The organism is Candidatus Chlorobium masyuteum, from assembly GCF_011601315.1.
Taxonomy (GTDB): domain Bacteria; phylum Bacteroidota; class Chlorobiia; order Chlorobiales; family Chlorobiaceae; genus Chlorobium; species Chlorobium masyuteum.
On sequence record NZ_JAAORA010000009.1, the window covers coordinates 42,275 to 62,530 of the forward strand.

The 20,256-nt window shown below is 51.8% G+C and carries 15 protein-coding genes; 6 read left to right on the forward strand and 9 right to left on the reverse strand.

Annotation, left to right across the window (positions count from 1 at the left end; genetic code table 11):
* Positions 1-14: 14 nt before the first annotated feature.
* The 6 genes from G9409_RS11285 to G9409_RS11310 all read right to left on the reverse strand — a co-directional run bounded on the left by G9409_RS11285 (position 15) and on the right by G9409_RS11310 (position 6,184).
* On the reverse strand, positions 15-416 hold the full coding sequence (locus G9409_RS11285; RefSeq protein ID WP_166808856.1) for an OsmC family protein: 402 nt from the start codon (positions 414-416) through the stop codon (positions 15-17).
* 239 nt (positions 417-655) lie between these two features.
* On the reverse strand, positions 656-964 hold the full coding sequence (locus tag G9409_RS11290; protein WP_166808857.1) for a hypothetical protein: 309 nt from the start codon (positions 962-964) through the stop codon (positions 656-658).
* Entirely contained in the window at positions 961-4,191 is a 3,231-nt protein-coding gene (locus G9409_RS11295) for an efflux RND transporter permease subunit (RefSeq protein WP_166808858.1), read from the reverse strand. Before G9409_RS11295 ends, G9409_RS11290 begins: the two co-directional genes overlap by 4 nt.
* Complete coding sequence (locus G9409_RS11300; RefSeq protein WP_166808859.1) at positions 4,188-4,601, reverse strand: efflux RND transporter periplasmic adaptor subunit; 414 nt, start codon at positions 4,599-4,601, stop codon at positions 4,188-4,190. Before G9409_RS11300 ends, G9409_RS11295 begins: the two co-directional genes overlap by 4 nt.
* Before the next feature lie 21 nt (positions 4,602-4,622).
* Entirely contained in the window at positions 4,623-5,948 is a 1,326-nt protein-coding gene (locus G9409_RS11305) for a TolC family protein (protein ID WP_166808860.1), read from the reverse strand.
* A 5-nt stretch (positions 5,949-5,953) separates the two neighbouring features.
* Complete coding sequence (locus G9409_RS11310) at positions 5,954-6,184, reverse strand: metal-sensitive transcriptional regulator (protein ID WP_166808879.1); 231 nt, start codon at positions 6,182-6,184, stop codon at positions 5,954-5,956.
* A gap of 255 nt (positions 6,185-6,439) precedes the next feature.
* On the opposite strand from G9409_RS11310, the gene G9409_RS11315 reads away from it, so the two are divergent.
* From G9409_RS11315 to G9409_RS11335, 5 genes are all read left to right on the forward strand, one after another.
* Positions 6,440-6,814, forward strand: a complete 375-nt coding sequence (locus G9409_RS11315; RefSeq protein ID WP_166808861.1) for a rhodanese-like domain-containing protein — start codon at positions 6,440-6,442, stop codon at positions 6,812-6,814.
* 143 nt (positions 6,815-6,957) lie between these two features.
* Entirely contained in the window at positions 6,958-8,340 is a 1,383-nt protein-coding gene (gene argH / locus G9409_RS11320; RefSeq protein WP_166808862.1) for an argininosuccinate lyase, read from the forward strand.
* Between the two features lie 139 nt (positions 8,341-8,479).
* Positions 8,480-9,400, forward strand: a complete 921-nt coding sequence (locus G9409_RS11325) for a C1 family peptidase (protein WP_166808863.1) — start codon at positions 8,480-8,482, stop codon at positions 9,398-9,400.
* Positions 9,401-9,621: 221 nt separating this feature from the next.
* Positions 9,622-10,272: a class I SAM-dependent methyltransferase gene (locus G9409_RS11330; RefSeq protein ID WP_166808864.1), complete on the forward strand. Its 651-nt coding sequence runs from the start codon at positions 9,622-9,624 to the stop codon at positions 10,270-10,272.
* Between the two features lie 49 nt (positions 10,273-10,321).
* Complete coding sequence (locus G9409_RS11335; RefSeq protein ID WP_166808865.1) at positions 10,322-10,975, forward strand: HAD family hydrolase; 654 nt, start codon at positions 10,322-10,324, stop codon at positions 10,973-10,975.
* A 166-nt stretch (positions 10,976-11,141) separates the two neighbouring features.
* On the opposite strand, the gene G9409_RS11340 is transcribed toward G9409_RS11335, so the two are convergent.
* Positions 11,142-12,215 (reverse strand): metallophosphoesterase family protein, encoded by a 1,074-nt coding sequence (locus G9409_RS11340; protein ID WP_166808866.1) that lies wholly within the window; start codon positions 12,213-12,215, stop codon positions 11,142-11,144.
* A gap of 318 nt (positions 12,216-12,533) precedes the next feature.
* Here G9409_RS11340 and trmH point away from each other — a divergent pair, with 318 nt between their 5' ends.
* Positions 12,534-13,601 carry a tRNA (guanosine(18)-2'-O)-methyltransferase TrmH gene (gene trmH, locus G9409_RS12170; RefSeq protein ID WP_328700143.1) on the forward strand — a complete coding sequence of 356 codons (1,068 nt, stop codon included), beginning with the start codon at positions 12,534-12,536 and terminating at the stop codon, positions 13,599-13,601.
* 13 nt (positions 13,602-13,614) lie between these two features.
* Here the strand turns inward: trmH and G9409_RS11355 are convergent, their stop codons facing one another.
* Positions 13,615-16,275 carry a cation-translocating P-type ATPase gene (locus G9409_RS11355; protein ID WP_166808867.1) on the reverse strand — a complete coding sequence of 887 codons (2,661 nt, stop codon included), beginning with the start codon at positions 16,273-16,275 and terminating at the stop codon, positions 13,615-13,617.
* Positions 16,276-16,323: 48 nt separating this feature from the next.
* Positions 16,324-19,980: a DUF3683 domain-containing protein gene (locus G9409_RS11360; protein ID WP_166808868.1), complete on the reverse strand. Its 3,657-nt coding sequence runs from the start codon at positions 19,978-19,980 to the stop codon at positions 16,324-16,326.
* Between the last annotated feature and the right edge of the window lie 276 nt (positions 19,981-20,256).

Consider the following 20,256-nt stretch of genomic DNA (forward strand, 5'->3'; position numbering starts at 1 on the left):
TTATGGGATGAGTCTTATCGTGTAACCGCTGTCACGACAAATTCAGGCGGCTCCATGATGTGCCTTTTTACCGCACAGAGATTGGCTGCACTGATAACGGCATCCCTGTATTTCTCAGGGAAATCTTCAGGCAGTTCAATGGCGATTTCGATTTTCCCTATACCGCGTCCCGACTCTTTGACAACATGAGTCTGAACAATCCGGATCTTATCAGTGGCTATACCCCTGCTCTGGCAGAAGGATAAAACGAATATCCCGGCACAGGTGCCGATTGAGGCAAGAAAAAGGGAAAAAGGCTCGGGTGCGGAACCCTCTCCGCCGGCATATTCAGCCTGATCAGTGTGAATGGTAAACCCGTTAAACTCGGCATCAACCTTTTTGCCACCGCCGAATGTTACAATCATTTCGTTTTTCATGATAGAGTAGAATGTGGTTGCAATAAAAACGCTCTGATTTAGTGAGGAACTAATGGAGAGCAAACAGGTAATGGCTAACGACAACTATCCTCTGATAGTCAACCACATGTGGAAGTCGTCAGTGTAAACCGTCGACTTCCATTCGTTCATGTGGCACCCCGAAAACAGTGATTACAATCCGGATTGCCTGGTATAAATCCGGTGGACAACGGCGCTCCTGCAACCGTCCGGAGAGCCGCTTATACTGTCTTTTCAACATGCATAAGAAACGCCCTTGCGGGAAAATCCGGCTCAACAGCTATTGGATTCTTTTCGAGCTCAAGCATGATTGCATCAGCCTTGTCGTCATCAAGAATCGCAAAACAGAGTGATGAGTAGGCCCCTGGCACTGCATCGGTCGGCCACCATGACTGCGGATCTCTACCATGGCTTTCGCAGTTGCACCCCATAATATCAAAGCTGCTGAACATCATCACCTGATGTTCCTTGAAGAGAGCCCGCACTTTCGGGAGGCTCTCTTCATGTCCCATAACGGCAAGAAATTTCATTTACTTTTATTCTTTACAGTTACTGTAGACTTCTTTTCCGCCATATAGTAGACAAGCGGCACCACAACAAGCGTCAGGATGGTTGAAAGCACACCACCCCAGATCAGCGAGATGGCCAGACCCTGGAAAATCGGATCAAAAAGCATGACAACCGAACCGATAACCACGGCTCCGGAGGTCAGAATGATCGGGCGGGTTCTTACCGCAGCCGACTCAATAACCGCCTGCTTGAGATCAGCTCCCTCCGCTCTGCGGATCTGTATGAAATCAATGAGCAGTACCGAGTTTCTCACCATGATGCCGGCAAGCGCAATCATGCCGATCATGCTCGTAGCGGTAAAGAATGCGCCATGCAGCCAGTGGCCCGGAATAATGCCTACAAGGCTCAGCGGTATGGCAATCATCATGATCAGCGGCGTCTTGAAGGACTGGAACCAGCCGATAATCAGCAGATAGATGATGACAAGCACAACAGCAAACGCCGTACCGAGATCCCTGAAGACCTCAAAGGTAATCTGCCACTCTCCGTCCCACTTCATCGACAGTTTATCATCCGACACACCCGATCCCGTGTAGAGCGGACTGATGGAGTAGCCGCCGGGAAGCTTGAGCTTCTCTATCTTTTTATCCATATCAAGCATCGCATAGACCGGGCTCTCGGTCGCACCGGCAACATCTGCGGTCACATAGACAACCCTGCGCAGATCCTTGCGATAGATACTCTTGTCCTGAATTTTCTCTTGAACTGTTACCAGCTCTGAAAGCGGAATCATCTGACCGGCACGAAGACGGGTTGTCAGGGTTCCCATACCCTGTGACTGCACAAATATCCCCGAGAGATCCTGCAGGGAGGTTCTTCCGGACTGCGGAAGCCTTACCTGAATGGCAACCGGATCAAGCTGCTTGTCGGTATGCAGCACCCCGACATCCATACCGGCCAGCGACATACGCAGCGTCTGGGCGATCTGTTCGGCACTGACACCGCGGAACGCTGCACGCTCCTTGTTTACCACCAGGTTATAGACCTTCTGGTCCTCTTCAACCAGGAAGTCCACATCCACAACACCGGGAGTCTCTTCAAAGACCTTCTTCACCTGTTTTGCCAGTGCTATCTGCTGCTCCTGTGACGGGCCGTAAATTTCAGCAACAAGGGTCGAGAGCACAGGAGGTCCTGGAGGAATCTCGACAATCTTGGCGTTGCCGTTATAGCGAAGGGCAATCTTCTGGACATCAGCCCTGACCCGTTTGGCTATATCATGGCTCTGGGCCTTGCGATCTCCCTTATGGACAAGGTTAACCTGGATGTCAGCCATGTTTGCCTTCTGACGAAGGTAGTAGTGACGGACAAGACCGTTGAAATTGATCGGCGCATTGGTTCCTACATAGTACTGGTAGCTCTCTACCTCCGGAACTGTTTTCAGGTAGGATGCTACCTCCTTGGCAACTCTTGCAGTCTGCTCAAGCGATGTACCGTCAGGCATATCGATAACCACCTGAAACTCGTTCTTGTTGTCAAACGGAAGCATCTTCATCTGAACAGCCTTCAGCGGCACCAGCGCAATGGCTCCGACCAGCATCAGACCCACCACACCGAAAGCAAGCCATCTCTTGAAACTGCTCTCGATAAAGGGTGAGAGAATGTTGTTGAAGAGCTTGTAGTAACCGGTTTTGGTAATATCGTACTCTTCATGATGACCCTCTTCTGTTTTCAGAAGACGATAGGAGAGCCACGGGGTAGCGATAAGGGCTACGAGCAGCGAAAAGATCATGGCCAGCGAGGCTCCAATCGGCATAGGGCTCATATAGGGGCCCATGAGGCCTGAAACAAAGACCATCGGAAGCACGGCGGCAATAACCGTAAAGGTTGCCAGAATGGTCGGATTTCCGACCTCATTGATGGCGGTAATGGCGGCCTGCAGCTTCGGCTGCCGCTTCATGGCAAAGTGGCGGTGAATGTTCTCGGCAATGATGATCGAGTCATCAACAACGATACCGGTAACAAAAATCAGCGCAAAGAGGGTTACCCTGTTGAGCGAATAATCAAGCAGGTAGTAGATGAGAAGCGTAAGGGCAAAGGTGATCGGCACCGATGCGAGCACCACAAGTGCGCCCCGCCATCCAAGGAAAAAGCCGACGACAATCGTAACCGCGACAACCGCCATGAGTAGGTGCTCAAGAAGGGTGAATACCTTTTCGGAAGCCGTTGCGCCGTAGTTGCGTGTTTCAGTCACGGTTATACCTGAAGGAATAACCGTCTTTCTGAGCCCGTCGACCCTCGACATAACCTTGTCGGCAAGTACCGAGGCATCTCCGCCTTTACGCTTGGCTACGGTAAGCGTCACAGCAGGATACTCTCCGGAAACCGAACCTTTCGGGGCTGCCGCTGCCCAACCGAAAAAGTTATAGTTATTGACCTCTTCAGGGCCGTCAACAATGGTGGCGACATCACGCAGATAGACCGGAGCGGATCCGTAGATGCCCACAACAATATTGGAGACCTCTTCAGCGCTTTCAAGAAATTTTCCCGAGCGGACAACAAGCTCCTCGTTCATCTGCTTGAAATCACCGGAGGTCATCTGGCTGTTGCCCTGCTGAATCTGGCGGGCAATCTGCATCGGACTGACATTGAACTGCTGGAGTTTTGCTTTGTTGAGCTCAATCTTCACCTGGCGCTTCAATCCGCCCTTTATCTCCACATCACCGATGTTGCTTATTTTTTTCAGTTCATCAGCCACGGTTACTGCACTCTGACGAAGCTCATAGGGACTCTTCGTCTTGCTCCAGAAGGTGAGATTAAGCACCGGAACATCGTCGATAGAGACCTTTTTCATGAGCGGGAACTGGACACCGGGAGGCATCTTGTCCATATTTTTCATCAGGGTAGACCAGAGCTTTACCATACTGCGCTCGGCGTCTTCGCCAACCTTGTAGCGAACCGTCACCAGAGCAAAGTCGGGCATTGAGGTGGAGTAGACATAATCGACTCCGGGAATTTCCGTCAAAGTCCTCTCTATCGGCTTGGCCACGCGGGCTTCAACCTCTGCAGGTGCTGCACCGGGATAGGGTATATAGAGATCAACCATCGGCACCACAATCTGAGGCTCCTCTTCACGCGGCGTCATAAACGTCGCCATGATGCCCACCAGAAGCGATGCCACCATCAAGAGCGGCGTTATCTTTGAATTGATAAACTGTTTTGCAAGTTTACCGGCAATACCTTCATTCATTTGCTCTCTGCCTCCTCAGTCTTTTTCGGACTCTTTATTACAGTTACTCCTTCACCAAGCTCCGGGTTATACTCTCCCACCACAAGCTCTCCCTTATCTACTCCCCCGAGGACAACAACATCGCCTTTTACGATGCGTCCAATCCTGATCCAGCGGCGGGTGATCCGCTGATCGTTGCCAACAACAAGAACACCTGCAAGCTCTCCATTACGGAAAACCGAAGAGGCCGGTACAAGCAGCACCTCACGCCCTCCCGCCTCCCCGCTGGTTCGTACAGGTACAAGCATTCCGACCGCAACCGGTGCGGGCTCCCGCTCTTTTACTGCATGAGTCCCGGCTTGATTGCCGCACCCCGACACAAGCAGGGTAAAGGCAACCGGAAGCAGAAACCGCATCTCTCTTTTATTCATACTCCTCATATTGATTGCTGTTTAGTTTCCCCTGTAGTAAGCCAGCTCGCTTTTGGCCATGCAGTAATCGAATTTCGCCTGGTTCAGCCTCATTTTGGCGTAGGTGTGGGCCTGTTCGCGCATCAGAAGTTCAAAGGTCATGGCCATACCGGTCTTGAACTGCGAACTGATATAGTCAAGACTTACCCTGGCCTCTTCGAGCGATTTCTGGGCAACGGCGATTCTGGCTCTCGATGTTTTCAGCGAGCGCATCGACTTTTCAACTTCAGCAATACTGCCGCTCTTTGCCGCTTCATAGTTATACATCGCCTCCCGCTCCTGTGCTTTCGCCTCCTGAATACGACCGGCGGTCGCCATACCGTCAAAAATGGTCCACTGCATATTCATACCGAGCGCCCAGCTGGAACCGCCACTGAAAATATTATCGCTGTGCAGGTTGGTCTGAAGGAATGCATTCAAACGGGGACGCTTCGAAGCCCGGATCATCTCCTCCTGCAAGCGTGCCACCTGCTGATAGGTTTCGTAAGCCTTGAGATCGGAACGGTTTTCGGAAACCGCTTTATCACTGCTTGAAGGAAGTACTCGGTCAATAACCAGATCACCGGTAGGAACAATTGTCACTCCGGAATCAAGGCGCAGCATCACCTTCAGCGCATCCGTTGCATTTTTGATCTCATCATGCATCATCATTTTCTGCTCAAGCAGCTCGGAGAGGCGCACATCAGTGGAGAGCTTGTCTGATTTGGGCAGTAAACCGGCACTGAACCCCCTGGCGGCCTCATTGCTGTGCGCCTGCATGGTCCGGATCGACTGCTCGATGGCATCAATATTTTTTCGGGCAAGAATAAGACCGTAATAGACTCTGGTAACCTGAAGTCCGATAGACTCCTCGGTTCGGGCGGTCATATGCTCCTGGGCAGTTTTGGCTGTAAAAGCCATCTTCCTGCCTATGGCCGCATCGGCATTGTAAACCGGCTGCATGACCTGAATGGAGGTGTTGAAGTCGTTTATGATATCAGCATTATTGAGCTTTTCCGGCATAAAATCGGATTGCTGAACACTGTTCTGCTGAAGCTTCAGAACCAGTGCAGCGCCGGGATCGTTGGTAACAACAAAAGTCTCAGACAAAGTCACTTTCGGCAGGTATGACTGACGGCTCTGGACAATCCTTGCCTCAGCCTGGTCAACCTTGCTGCGTGCGGCTTTGATGGTGTAATTGTTTTCACGAGCCATCGTAAGGGCTTCGGATAAAGAGAGTTTCATTGTTTTATCGCCGGCTGCTGCCTGTTGCGGAGAGCCGAGAGCACCTGCAACACAACAAGCGATCAACGCCTTGTAGACCTTCATGATGATTACTGTTTTGAAATAAGTTTTAAAATCTTTTCGACACTCTCCGAGTCACCTTGACTCATACAACCCTTGAGGTTACGGTGAAGTACCAGCGAAAAGGTATTGTCAAGAGCTGCCTTGGCGGCCTGGAACTGCGTGATGATCTGACTGCACTCCTCCTCTCGCTCAATCATCCTTGTCAATCCCTCAATCTGACCGGCAACTCTTTTCAGTCTCATAATCACATCTTTCATTGAATCCGTGGTTGCAACCATGATAGTATATGTTTAATTGTAATATACCCATACCCCGTACTGGTATATTACATAAAAATGTCTATCATATGCAAGAGATTTTATTTCAATCAAAGCCGACTGAATAGTTGGATACCGTTGACCGACAGAACGTTCATTCGATTCCCTTATTGACTTTTAAAAACAAAGTCTTTTATCAGAACGTTTCAATGAGCCGTCCAAAGCGGAAAACACAAAACCAGAAAAAAACAGATTATGAAAAACAGTCAGGAAATCAGCCCCACCAAAGCTCTTGCCTTGATTAAAAAAGGCGCACTGCTTCTCGATGTCCGTGAGCCGAAGGAGGTTTCAAAAAAATCTTTTGACGTTTCCAATGTCTTACAGATTCCCTTGCGCGACCTGAAAAAGAGGTTGCGGGAGATACCGGTTGACCGCAAAGTTGTGATTGCCTGTCACGTAGGGAATCGAGGCATGATAGCTGCCCGTTTTCTGGTGAACAACGGCTACTCCAAAGTGGTTAATATGCAGCATGGAATTGCCGGTTGGGAAAAAGAGGGGCTTCCGGTCAGAAAAGAGCTGAAAACGGCAACCGGGTCATGGTTCAGGAAGCTTTTCAGCAGGATGTCATAACAGTGGTGAAGCGGGATAACCTCAAGAGAAAATGGATGCGGTTTATCTCACTCATATCGGTCTGAACACATCAATGGAGCTCTTTTTCCCCTGATTTTATTATTTTCAGGCAGTTTCATTCCCATTTACAACCTGGTACCCTTATGAGCAAGAATAAAGAACTACTCTGGCAGAGCCGATTTTCAGAACCCTTTGACCGGGGCGCTCTCCTCTTCTCTTCCTCGGTTCATGTTGACAAGAAGCTCTATCGTGAGGATATCAGAGGCTCCGTTGCCCATGTCACCATGCTTGCTGAAGAGGGTATCGTCAGTGATACAGATGCTGCACAGATCATTGCAGGACTCGGCGAAATTGAAGTGGAGTTGAGCAGCGGAACCCTTGTTCCTGAATGGGAAGATGAGGATATCCATACGGTTATTGAAAACCGGCTCAAGGAGAAAATCGGGGTCGTAGCCGGCAAGCTCCACTCCGGACGAAGCCGCAACGACCAGGTTGCAACCGATACCCGTCTCTATATGCGCCGCCAGATTGAAGAGCTTCAGAAAGCCATCGGAGGTCTGCTGGGCGTGCTTGTCGAAAAAGCGGAAACCCACCGCGACACCATCATTTTCGGCTATACCCACCTGCAGCGGGCCCAACCGATATCTGCCGGGCATTACTACCTGGCTTATTTCAATATGTTCCTCCGTGACCGTGACCGTCTCGGGGACCTCATGAAGCGGGTCAATATCTCTCCACTCGGTGCAGCGGCCTTTGCCGGCAGCACCCTGCCGCTCAATGCAAAGCGCAGTGCCGAGCTGCTTGGCTTTGACGATCTCTTTGCAAACAGCATTGATGCCGTCAGCGATCGCGATACGGTCATCGAGTTCATCTCCGCCTGTTCGGTCATCATGATGCACCTCTCCCGGTTTGCCGAAGATCTGATTCTCTGGAGCTCCTACGAGTTCGGCTATCTTGAGATCAGCGATGCCTTTGCAACCGGCTCCTCCATTATGCCGCAAAAGAAAAATGCCGATATCGCCGAACTGGTCAGAGGAAAAACCGGCCGGGTCTATGGCAATCTCATGGCAATGCTGACCATCATGAAAGGACTGCCGCTCTCCTATAACCGCGACATGCAGGAGGACAAACAGCCACTGTTTGACAGTGCTGAAACAACGCTCGGCAGTGTTGAAATTTTTGCTCGCCTGCTCGAGCATACCCGCCTCAAGGAGGAACGACTTGCAAAACTGACCAATGAGGATCTCAGCCTTGCTACTGAAATCGCCGAATACCTTGTCCGCAAGCAGGTTCCTTTCCGTGACGCTCACCGCATCACCGGAAAAATCGTTACCTGGAGCATAGCTTCCGGTGTAACCCTGCCGAACATCCCGATTGAACAGTTCAGAGAGTTCTCCGAAGCAATTGAATCGGATATCTATCCGGCGCTTAAAGCCGATGCAAGTGTGAATTCCAAAAAATCACATGGAAGCTGTTCATGTAACTCGGTGGCCGAGCAGATCGTTGAGGCAAAAAAAAAGCTTTAAACAGAAACCGCCCGGATATAAAAAGCACCGACTGTTCAGGTGAGCATCTCCCCGTTCCAGAGAGATGCACCAAACCCGCCGGTAATGAAATTGTATGTTTTACTGAAACACACAACGCAACGTAGACGGAGAGAGCTCTATGGATCAGTCAGCAGAAAACAGAGGTCCGGGAATGGGATGGCTGCCGGACTATCCCGATTTCAGGGACTACACGGCCGAGCATAATAAAGTCTCAACAGACCTCAAGCAATTGGGTCAGAAAAACTCCGTCAAGAGTATGCTTTCACAGGTCGGTGTAACAAAACCTGCTCCCGCTCTTGCTTCTTCCGCAGATTTGCGGCCATGGTGTTCCCCTGTAGAAAACCAGCTTACCATTGGTTCCTGCACGGCACACGCCGGCATTGGAATCGTCGAGTATTTCGAGCGCCGGGCCTTTGGCAAGCATACCGATGCCTCCAGGCTTTTCCTCTACAAGACTACTCGAAACCTGCTCCGATGGCGTGGAGATTCCGGGGCGTTTATCCGCTCCACCATGGGTGCACTGGTCCTTTTCGGTGTGCCGCCGGAAGAGTACTACCCCTATGTTGTTACTGATTTCGATAAAGAGCCCTCAGCGTTCTGCTACGCCTATGCACAAAGTTTTCAGGCAATAAGCTACTACCGTCTGGACTCGCCCGGAATCGGGGAAAAAGAGCTGCTGAAAACGATCAAATCAAATCTTTCGGCCGGTCTCCCCTCAATGTTCGGCTTCACGGTATTCAGCTCTGTTGTACAGGCAGCAAAATCCGGCATGATACCATTTCCTGCAGCAGGTGAAAAAGTTGTCGGAGGCCATGCCGTTGTTGCTGTCGGCTATGATGACTCCATCAGGATCAAAAACAGCTCCATCGAAGCAAAAGAGACAAAAGGAGCCCTGCTGATCAGAAACTCCTGGGGCTGCGGCTGGGGTATGGAGGGGTACGGCTGGCTCCCCTATGAATATGTACTGAAAGGCGTTGCTATTGACTGGTGGTCGCTTTTGAAAAACGAGTGGATCGACACCGGCATCTTCAAGGCATAGGGGGGCACCTCTATAAATTTATTCCGCGATTCGATTGCTTCGTTGGCCGGTGCTCGAAATCCTGTCCCAGCCCCTGACTGCGTCGGGACTGAGCTACCAATATTGCGCCACCTACGGGGCTTGAATATCAAACCGCTCACGACAATTTATAGAGGTGCCCGTAAGTAAAAAAAACAGGACGACCGGAACCTCCGCCTCTCTTAAATCTGACGTTAAACGCTATGAACGGTAACTGGAACATTACTGAAAAATTCAATAATGAAGCGGCCTTGTGGGATAGTGATCCCCGCCGAAGGGCGCTTGCCGAGGCTGTCGCTGCAGCGTTAATTGCGAGATGCACCCCAGGAAAAGCCATGCAGGCCCTTGAAGCAGGCTGCGGAACCGGGCTTGTAACGATGGCAATTTCTCCGCTCGTGAAGCAGTTGACTGCCATCGACACCTCACAGGAGATGCTGAGCATTCTTCAGGATAAGATCCGATCCCTTGAGGTCAGCAATATTGAAACCGCTCTTCTTGACCTCTCCTCACCTTCCGTAACCTTTGAACGGGAACAATCATTCGATCTGATCTACAGCAGCATGACGCTCCACCATATCAGGGATACAGCAGGTTTTCTCTGCCGTATCGCGACGCTGCTTGCTCCGGGTGGCACCATTGCCATTGCGGATCTTGAGCGTGAGGACGGCCACTTTCATGATAACCCTGACGAAGAAGTTCATCACGGATTTGATCGCACAGAGCTGACAAAGCTCATGAATGCAGCGGGTTTACAGGACGTTTCGTTCGACACCATTTACACCGTGAGCAAGAAAAGCAGTGAGGGAAAAACAACAGAGTATCCCGTATTCCTCTGCACAGCAACAAAAAGGTAAAACGCGAAACTCCATCCCGGCATCACACTCCATAAACAGAAAACAACGTATGTTCAAGGCGGTTATATTCGATCTCGACGGCACCCTCCTCGACACCCTCGCGGATCTGCTCACAACACTCAACTCGGTGCTTGCCCGGCACAACTACCCCACGCACTCCATTGATGCGTGCAAATACCTTGTCGGTCACGGCATGAGAGAGCTCGTCAGAAAGGCTCTGCCTGAAGGTGAAGGCACTCCGGAAACCATTGACCGCCTGCTCCCCGAGTTCATGGATGAGTATAGCCTTAACTGGAACCGGCAGACACGACCCTATCCCGGCATAACCGAAATGCTTGATACGCTGGCTCTGCGCGGCATAAAAACAGCGATTCTTTCAAACAAGGCTGATCAATTTACCAGACTCTGTGCCGATATCCTGCTGAAGGAGTGGAAGTTCGATGTAGTGATGGGTCAGAGAAACGGCATCCCGTCCAAACCCGACCCGGCAAGCGCACTACTTGTTGCAGCAGAACTCGGTGCAGAACCCTCAGAAGTCCTCTACGTCGGCGACAGCGGCATCGACATGCAGACTGCAACCAGCGCAGGATTTTATCCGCTCGGCGTCCTCTGGGGCTTCCGGCCTGAAAGCGAACTGCTTGAGTTCGGCGCTAAAAGCCTCGCCGCACACCCGGACGATATCATCACCCTGATTGAAAAGTGACTGGAAGCAGTGGGAGGTGTTCAGGGCACCGCTATTAATTGTCGTGAGCAGTTAGAGAGCGAGGCGAACGGAGCGCAGAAACCGGAATGTACAAGCAGTACATAAGGATTTCGAGCACCGCCCAACGATGCTATCGAATTGCGGAACAGATTAATAGCAGTGTCCCTCAGGCGAGCAGGTGGAGGCGTGAGAAAACATAGTCAAGCGAATCCTCATTCAGCACAACCCTTGAAAAACCGGTCGAACCGAGCTCAACGGGCCGATTGTCGCGGTCACTGGTAAATCTCCGGCTCTGTTTGCCGTTGTACCAGTAGACCAGTCTGATCTTGCTCCCTTCGATTTCAAGCGCGGTAATCCCCCGCTTTCCGATAGCGCAACCGGAGTTGAAGACACTGGGAATGGTGAGGTTATTGTAGAGACCACTCCGGAGACCGATTTTTTTACCCTCCGTGTAACAGGCCGCAAGCTCTGTTTTCAGGGCTGCAATTTTTCTTTCGATAGTAGCGCGTGTTTCACTCCCGGCTGTCGAGTATGCCCGGCAGAGCTCCTCAATACGAAAGTTCAGAAAATCCACTTTCGAAAGCGATTCAAAGAGGGGACGATGGGTATGACCTATGATAGAGACAATCTTGGACTGGTTTGAAAACTCATAGATCGATTTCTCTATGGCAAACTTGCGGCGACTGTTGTATGCGCTGGAGAAATTTCTTATGCCAAACGGTTTGGCTATGTAGCGAAGGAAAAAAACAATTGAGCGACTGACAATCGGATAGGTCTCCCAAAAAAGCACCGAAGCCTGATGACCGTGAAAGAGCAGAAGCGTTTCATCTCCGTAAAGAAATTTCAGTGACTCAACCAGCGACGAAGTCAGACGATACTCTGTCTCCTCAAGCAGGGAGGAGTCATGGTTCCCGTAGGTTTTCCAGAAAAAGCCGTTTTGCCTGAATTGCAGAAAAAGATCGTACAACTCACTCCATTGCGATGCAATACTTTCAAGTGGGAACTTGAAAAGCTCCTCAATATCGCCATTGAGTACCAGGTTGTATTTTTCAGGGAGGTAGTAGGTGGAGAGCATGGTCCTGACAAGTTCGGCATTTCGGCGAAACTCGTCACGCCTGCCGCCATTACCCATATGAAAGTCACTCAGAATAAGCACCCTTGATGATTGATCAAGAGTAATCGGCTTTGCGTTTTTGAGCAGCCGTTCAAGGTGGGGATGTTTTTTATCATGAAGACTCATAGTATTAAACAGGTAGATCCTTGCGGCGCGAAACTGAACACTTCACCCGCCGGCCAACCCGACGCTCTCCTCCAAACGGTTCCGAAAGAGGGATTATACTGATGGCTATCCCCCGGTATTATTGTTTGAAATTTACTAACCATTCCCGTTAAAACACTTACTATTGATATAGTTATTTTTTTTTACCCTCGCAACCTGACCCGCCGGTTCGGGTACTGTCACCCCCGGTCGGGAACTGAAGAGTATGCCTGAAATTGAAGAAACACGAAAAAAATGGGTTTCTTGTTCTTCATGACATATTTAACTATACCCTGAACCGTGATCTCACCTGATCGTTTCCGCAAAATCCGTCACATGCTGCTTCATCGGCAGCCGGACCTGACCGTTGTCATGGACAATGTCAACAAGGCACACAACCTCTCGGCCATTATCAGGAGCTGCGATACGGTCGGTATCGGTGAGCTTCATGCGGTTTCATACCGTAAATCGATCTACACCGAGCAGGATGCGGCTGCAGGGGCAAGCAAATGGACTACCCTCCACCTCTACCATGACATAGCAACGGTGTATAAAAGCCTCTCCGACCGGAATATGCAGATCCTTGTTGCATCCAACAGTCCCGGGTGCAAGGACTTCAGGAACATCGACTATACGGTTCCGACCGCCCTTGTTGTCGGTGCCGAATGGGACGGAATTTCCGAAGCTGCACTTCAGGGAGCGGACCAGACGATTGTAATTCCCATGTTCGGGATGGTGGAATCCCTTAATGTCTCGGTAGCCACAGCACTTATTCTTTTTGAAGCCCAGCGTCAGAGAAGCGCAAAAGGGATGTATGACTCCTTGCAGATGGAGCCCGGGTTATTTGACCAGACTCTTTTTGAGTTGGCATATCCTCGTCTGAGCTGTGAACTCCGACAGGAAGGGAAGCCCTATCCCCGGCTTGATGAAGAGGGCAGAATTTGCTCATCATTATTGAATAATGGTATCTCCATGAAACACACCGGCGCCAGTATCATCTTCCATAACAACAAGCAACAGGTTCTGCTCATGCTCCGTGATAACATCCCCACCATTCCCTATCCTGGTATGTGGGATCTGCCCGGTGGTCATGTAGAGCCGGGTGAAACTCCTGCTGAGTGCATTGCAAGGGAGATGATGGAAGAGATAGAGATCAATGTTGAGGGGTGTACACTCTTTCGCTCCTATGAGTTTTCAGACCGGACAGAACATGTCTTTCTTCAACAACGAGAGCTTCAGATTGAGCAGATAGTTCAGCATGAAGGAGAGATGCTCCGCTGGTTCAGCCGAAGTGAAGTTGAAAATACCGGACTTGCCTACGGCTTCAACCTTGTGGTTGCAGATTTTTTCGCAGCATTAACTCCCTGACTCCACAGGGATTTCACCTGAATAATCCCTTTCGAAGAAACCATTTGAGGAGTTCAATGACAGGCACAACCGTGGCGGCCGAAGAGATCACGATGAGCCAGTCCTCACCGGTGAGGAGGAAGGTGCCGAAGGGTTTGCGGAGTACCGGAATGAAAATAATCGCGGCAAGCATCACCAGCTCCCAGAGGATGGCGATGTTGAGCCATTTGTTGGCGAATGGACGTTGCAGGATCGATTTTGTTTCGGAACGGAAGTTATAGGCCTTGAAAAACTGGATCAGCACAAGGGAGACAAAGGTCATGGTCATGGCCTCCTGAAGCGATCGACCGGAAGCAAGCGCCCACTGGAAGAGCGAAATATTGACAATGGTTGACCAGATGCCGCCCGTGAGCATCAGGGTAAGCACCGGGCGGGTAAATATCCCTTTTTTGGGATCGGTAGGCCGACGGAGCATGATACCCTCTTCAGCAGGGTCAACAGCAAGTGCAAGGGCCGGCAACCCGTCAGTGGCAAGATTGACATAGAGAATCTGCACGGCGGTAAGGGGCAGAGGAATACCCATAAGGGTGGCAAAGGCCATCAGGCCGAGCTCGCCGATATTGGAGGAGAGCAGATAGGTCAGATACTTCTTGATGTTATCGTAAATCCCCCGCCCCTCTTCAACGGCTGCAACAATGGAGGCAAAGTTGTCATCGGTGAGCATCATGGCCGATGCCTCCTTTGAAACATCGGTACCGGTAATACCCATGGAGATGCCGATATCGGCTCGCTTGAGGGCGGGAGCATCGTTCACCCCGTCACCGGTCATGGCCACAACCTCACCGTTTTTCTGCAAAGCTTCAACAATGCGGAGTTTGTGTTCGGGCGCAACACGCGCAAAGACCGATATCGAACCAGCCGAACGGGAGAGCTCTTCGTCACTCATCCCCTGAAGCATCACTCCGGTTACTACCCTGCCGTCGGCGAGAATCCCGAGTTCACCGGCAATAGCTTCGGCTGTCAGCGGGTGGTCACCGGTAATCATGACCGGACGGATACCGGCGGCTATACACTGACGGACGGCTTCGGCAGCTTCGGCTCTCGGTGGATCGATCATGCCTGCAAAACCAAGAAAGGTCATCCCTCCGGCAGCACCATCAAGTTCAGCTCCGGGTTTGACAGCAAGAGCAAGCACCCGAAGTGCCTTTCTGCCGAGCCCGTCCGCTTCAAGAAGAAGTGCCGATTTTGTAACCTCATCAAGCTCCTGAACACCTTCAGCGATACGAACATGACTGCAAAAATCGAGCAGAACCTCCGGCGCTCCCTTGGCAATGGTTTTGACTGAATCGCCGTCCCGATTGGTGGTCATCATCCGTTTGGTTTCAGAAGAGAAGGGCTGCTCATCGATCCGTTCATGCTCGATCTGAAGCTGATCCTCCTGCAATCCAGCCTTCCGGGCCAGAACAAGCAGTGCGCCCTCGGTCGGATCACCCGCGACCGTCCACCCCCCTTCACTCTCTTTCACCATCCGGGCATCGTTGCAGAGCACGCCTGCTACAAGCAGCTCATGCAGGCTTTCAGGCAGGGGTTTGCCTCCGGGAACCGTGAAGGAACCTTCCGGATTATAACCCGAACCGCTCACCTCAACAAGGGTGCCGGAGGTATAGAGTACCCGTACGGTCATCTCGTCACGCGTGAGGGTACCGGTTTTATCGGAACAGATAACGGTTGTACTGCCAAGGGTTTCAACCGCGGAGAGGCGGCGCATGAGAGCATGGCGCTTCACCATCCGCTGTACGCCGAGAGCAAGGGAGATGGTGACAACAGCAGGAAGCGCTTCAGGCACCACGGCTACGGCAAGGGCAATGCCGAAAATAAGCATCTCGATAAATGACTGGCCGCGAAAAACACCAAGTGCAACAATCACCAGCACAATAACAAAGGCAGCACGGGCAAGCGCCGAACCGACCTTGTCAAGATTTTTCTGAAGGGGCGTTTTTTCACTCTCAACCTGCTGCAGCATGGCGGCAATCCTGCCGAACTCGGTCTGCATACCGGTTGAGACCACCACGGCGGTGGCACGCCCGTAACTGATTGAGGTGCCGGCAAAAACCATATTGCATCGGTCACCGGGGCCTGCTGCTTCAGGGAGAACAACGGCGGACTCTTTTTCAGAAGGGAGTGACTCCCCTGTCAGTGAAGCCTCCTCGGCACGCAGGTTGAGCGCTTGCAGCAGCCTCGCGTCTGCAGGAACCCGGTCACCGGCAGCAAGCATCAGGAGATCACCGGGAACGAGATCGACAGCATTGACGGTAACCTCCTTTCCGTCACGTCGAACTCTGGCCAGCGGAGCCGCCATTTGCCGGAGTGCCTCGATTGCTTTTTCAGCCTTGAACTCCTGTATAAAACCGAGCAGCACGGCAAAGAGAACAATAACAGCAATGGCTACAGCCTCAAGAGTGTGACCGAGAAAGGCGGAGAGAAGTGTTGCAATGAGAAGGGTAATAATCAGCACATTGCGAAACTGATCAAGAAGGAGCTTCCAGGCTCCTGCCCTGCGCTCGGCCTCAATCCGGTTCGGCCCGTATATGCCGAGCCGTGAAACCGCCTCAATGGAACTGAGCCCCTCTGAAGTTGAGGAGAGTTTTTTTTGCGAATCTTCAGCAGAGAGTGCGTGCCACGCTGTAACAGTCATCTTCAGCTCCGGTAAGTTTACCCGTAAATTCTTCGCTCTTGCTCACTGCTAAAACGTCACCTTGGAGGCTTTGGCGGCCTGGTTCAGCATAAGGTCACGCCAACCCGGACCGGATAGTTTTTCGGCCAGTGCAACCACAATATGGAGCGGCTCGACTCCAAGGTCAAGATTCCGGCCAAGCCCCTGTACACAGGATGGACAGTTGGTCAGAATGATCGTGCTCGCCGTGTGCTCCCTCGTCTCCTGAATGGCATCCCTTTTGCGGTGCAGCATGGAATCGGTAATGTCCGGTCGTGAGAGCGAGAGCGTACCGGCCTCCGAACAGCAGTGAGGCACCGGAGTCACTCTGCTGAAACCACCAATGGCCTGAAGGGTCTCTGCTGCCTTGCCGGTGAGCGAGTCATGACAGGGGGCATGGTAGAGATACTCCCCCTGAGCGTCAAGTTTCAACCCTTTTTCAAGAGCATAGGCGGCAACATCGATAATTTTGCCGCCGAAAAGCTTGCCGGTTTCAATAGCATCAAGCCCCTCCATACAGGTACCGCAGGTAACCAGACAGGCATCAAAGTCGAGATAGGAGAACATCTCACGGATCTGGCTGAAGAGCACGGTGTTGCGAAGTACCATACTCGAATACTGGTCGCTCTTGGCATTGACATGCGCAGGAAAACCACAGCAGAGGAATGGAGGAGGAAGCACCACCCTTGTGCCGAGCTCAAGCAGAAGATGGATGGCCGCCATCGAGATGGTGGAGTTCAGACGTTCGGAACCGCATCCCGGAAAGTAGAATATATTGCCTTTCACCTCACCAGCCGGCTCAAAAACAAGTACCTGGTCGGGTCCGCACTCAGGAAGAAGGTCACGCAGGGTATCTTCCGGCACAGGAGGCACGGCAGAACGAAGCAGTCTGAGCGGGTAGAGTGCCGGAGGGTCATTTTCCGGCTGAAGCGGGGCGGAGAGTCTGTGAGCAGCCCGCTGGGCCATTCCGCCTGCGCGGAGTACCGTTTTGCGGAAGAGCGAGTTAAATGCCGGTGAGCGGCTGTTAAGATAGCTCAGGGTCAATTCCGTGACCGGTGAGGAGTGTTTGAAACCCCACTCCGAAAGAATTTCCCGTTCGAGCACCGAAACCTCGCCGGTATCGATATCCACCGGACAGGGCTTGAGGCATTTATGACAGATCGTGCAGTGATCGGCAATCTCTTCAAGCCATTTCAGCAGATCAAAATCGGTTGTACGCTCGCGCTGGGCGTCAAAAAGCAGCGCTTCGATAAGCGAACCTATTGCAAGATTCTTGTTGCGCGGATGATAGAACATCCCCCTTGCCGGATAGTAGACGCAGCAGTCGGTTTTGCACTTGCCGCACCGGATACAGTAGTTGACCTTCTTTGAAAGCTCCTCGATCTGTGCCCGCTTGAGAATATGCGCCTCAAGTTCAAGCAGATTGAAGGAGGGGGTAAAAATGTGCTCAAGTGCCTCAAAATCGTCAAGTTTACCGGGGTTCATCATCCCCTTCGGATCAACCTTGAGACGATAAGCTCTAAGCTCCTCAACAATAGCCTTGTCAAGGTATTTAAGCTTGGTAACACCGATGCCGTGCTCGCCGGAAACAACGCCTCCCAGCGCAACCACTTTTTCCATAACCCGGTCAATCACCTTGTCCGCCCGCTCAAGCATGGGGCGATCGTTGGAGAGAACCGGCACATTGACGTGAACATTGCCGTCACCGGCATGCATGTGTGTAGCCAGCACAATACGGCGATCCCTCACCTGATGGTATGCTCCATCCAGAGCGGATTCAATATCAGGGTAGCCCTGTACCAGCTCGCCGAGCTCCCTGCGGAGCTCATCGATGATCGTATGCATGCGCAGGGCTTCAGGCGAAAGTGAACCAATCTTTTCGTCAAACAACCCGCAGAGTTCCACTCCTGCCGGAATCTTGGAGGCAAACCGGCTATCATCATCCTTGACCTTCGAAGTCGAAAGAATTTCAGCGGCCCGTTTGACAAAACGTCGTTGTGCATACCGCTCTTCGGCAATATTGAGTTCATCGATAAATCGTGAAAATTCCGCAAGCGCTTCAAGCGGAATAACAATATCCTCGTTGAGCTTGAAGGCATTGGTCCTCCGGGCAATTGCTCCGAGTTTTTTGCGATCCGCCCAGAACCGGACCGCTTCGGCACTGTCCCCGGCTTCAAACATAAGGGTATTGGGATGGTGCTCAAGCAGACTCTCCACCCGGGCTACACCACTGCCTGCCTCTTCCGGGCTGTTGCCTGCAATATCAATGAGCAGCACTGCTTTCGGAGTCTGTGCTCTCGGGGCCTTGACCTTGTAGTCTATAGCACGGATATACTCATCATCAAAATGCTCAAGCGCAAGCAGTGCTTCGCGATTCTCGGAAAGCAGCGGAAAGATTTTCGAGAGCTCAACAATCACCCGGCTGGCCTCATCCATATCAGGCCCGAAGAACTCCAGGCAGAGCGTCTTTTTTTCGGGATACCTGGGGTAAAGCACAAAAACAGCAGAGGTGATGACTCCATCGGTTCCCTCCTTCTGAAGACCGGGAACACCGCCGAGCGCCTTGTTGGTAATATCCTTCCACAACCCTTTTTTACGGATATCGGTACCGAGCAGTTCAATACGCTCAAGCCGTTTGCCCGAATCGCTCCACACTTCAAAAGTCACACGGTCTTCATGCAGAATTTTACGCAGCCGGTGATCTACCCGCTTAACCGTCCAGTTCTCGCCTGAGGGCATGGCCATCCTCCACTCAAGCAGATTGTCGATGCAGGTACCCCAGCGAACAGCCATCTTGCCGCCGGCATTCTCAGCAATGTTGCCGCCCACCGTACAGGACCACTCGCTGGTCGGGTCGGTAGCAAACACAAGGCCATGCTCATCAGCCTCCTCCATCGCTTTTTCAGTAACCACACCGGCCTCGACCTCAATCACCGAAGCCTCTACCGACATGCCGTTGTCAAGCGTAAAGTCGCGAACCGAAATCCCTCTGATCCGGTTAAGTTTTTCCATATTGATAATCACGCAGCGGGAGCGTAGCGGTACAGCCCCGCCGGTCAGGCCTGTACCGGCCCCCCTGGGGATAATGTTGAGCCCCATACCGGCAATAGCCGTAATCAGCGGAGCAACCTGTGACTCCTCGTCAGGAGTCACAACCGCTGACGGCAGATGAAGTCGCCAGTCCGTGGCATCAGTTGCGTGGGCAGCAAGGGAGAAGGGATCAAAAAGCACATTGCCGGTACCGACAACCGCACCGAGTTCGCGCTTCAGACGGCGGCGAAGCTCCGGAGTTTTTTTAACTGCTGAACGGAATCGCTCAAGCTGCTCCCGTACTGCGGCAACAATAACCGTAACTCTTGTCTCGCCGTTGGCTGAGCAGGCAATCGTGTCGAGCTCCTGAAATGCCCGTTCAAAAAGCCTGCGACGACGGGTTGGAGAGTCTACCAGCTCCTGAAAAAGAAAGGGGTTGCGCCGGTGAATAAGAATTTCGCCGATAATACCCATCATCAGCCGGGCAGAGCGCCCGGTCACCCGCCGTTCACGCAGTTCATCAAGCAGTCGCACAATCTCCGGCCCCATAAGAAAGGAGATCGCCTGCCTGTCACCGGCAGAGGTATAGTTGAACGGGATTTCACGCGGGGCAGTTATGGCGGCAATCACTGATTCAGGGCCTGTCATTAAGGTCATGGATAGAAAGAAAAAATGTTCCCCTGCATCGGCTGATCCCGAAACCCGATCACGGTTTCCGGATTTTCTTCCATGCAGATTTCAGGCAGAAAGAGGTGACGCAGCATAACAGGGGTTGAAATCTCAATAAAACCGATAGCTCAATTGATCATCACTCGCGACAATCAACAGCAGTCCCTTAAGGTAATAAACCGGATTCAAAGGTTGAACATTCCGAAAAAAATATCTCCTGGGCAGTTGTGCGAATGCTCACGTGGATGAACGGAAATAAAACGC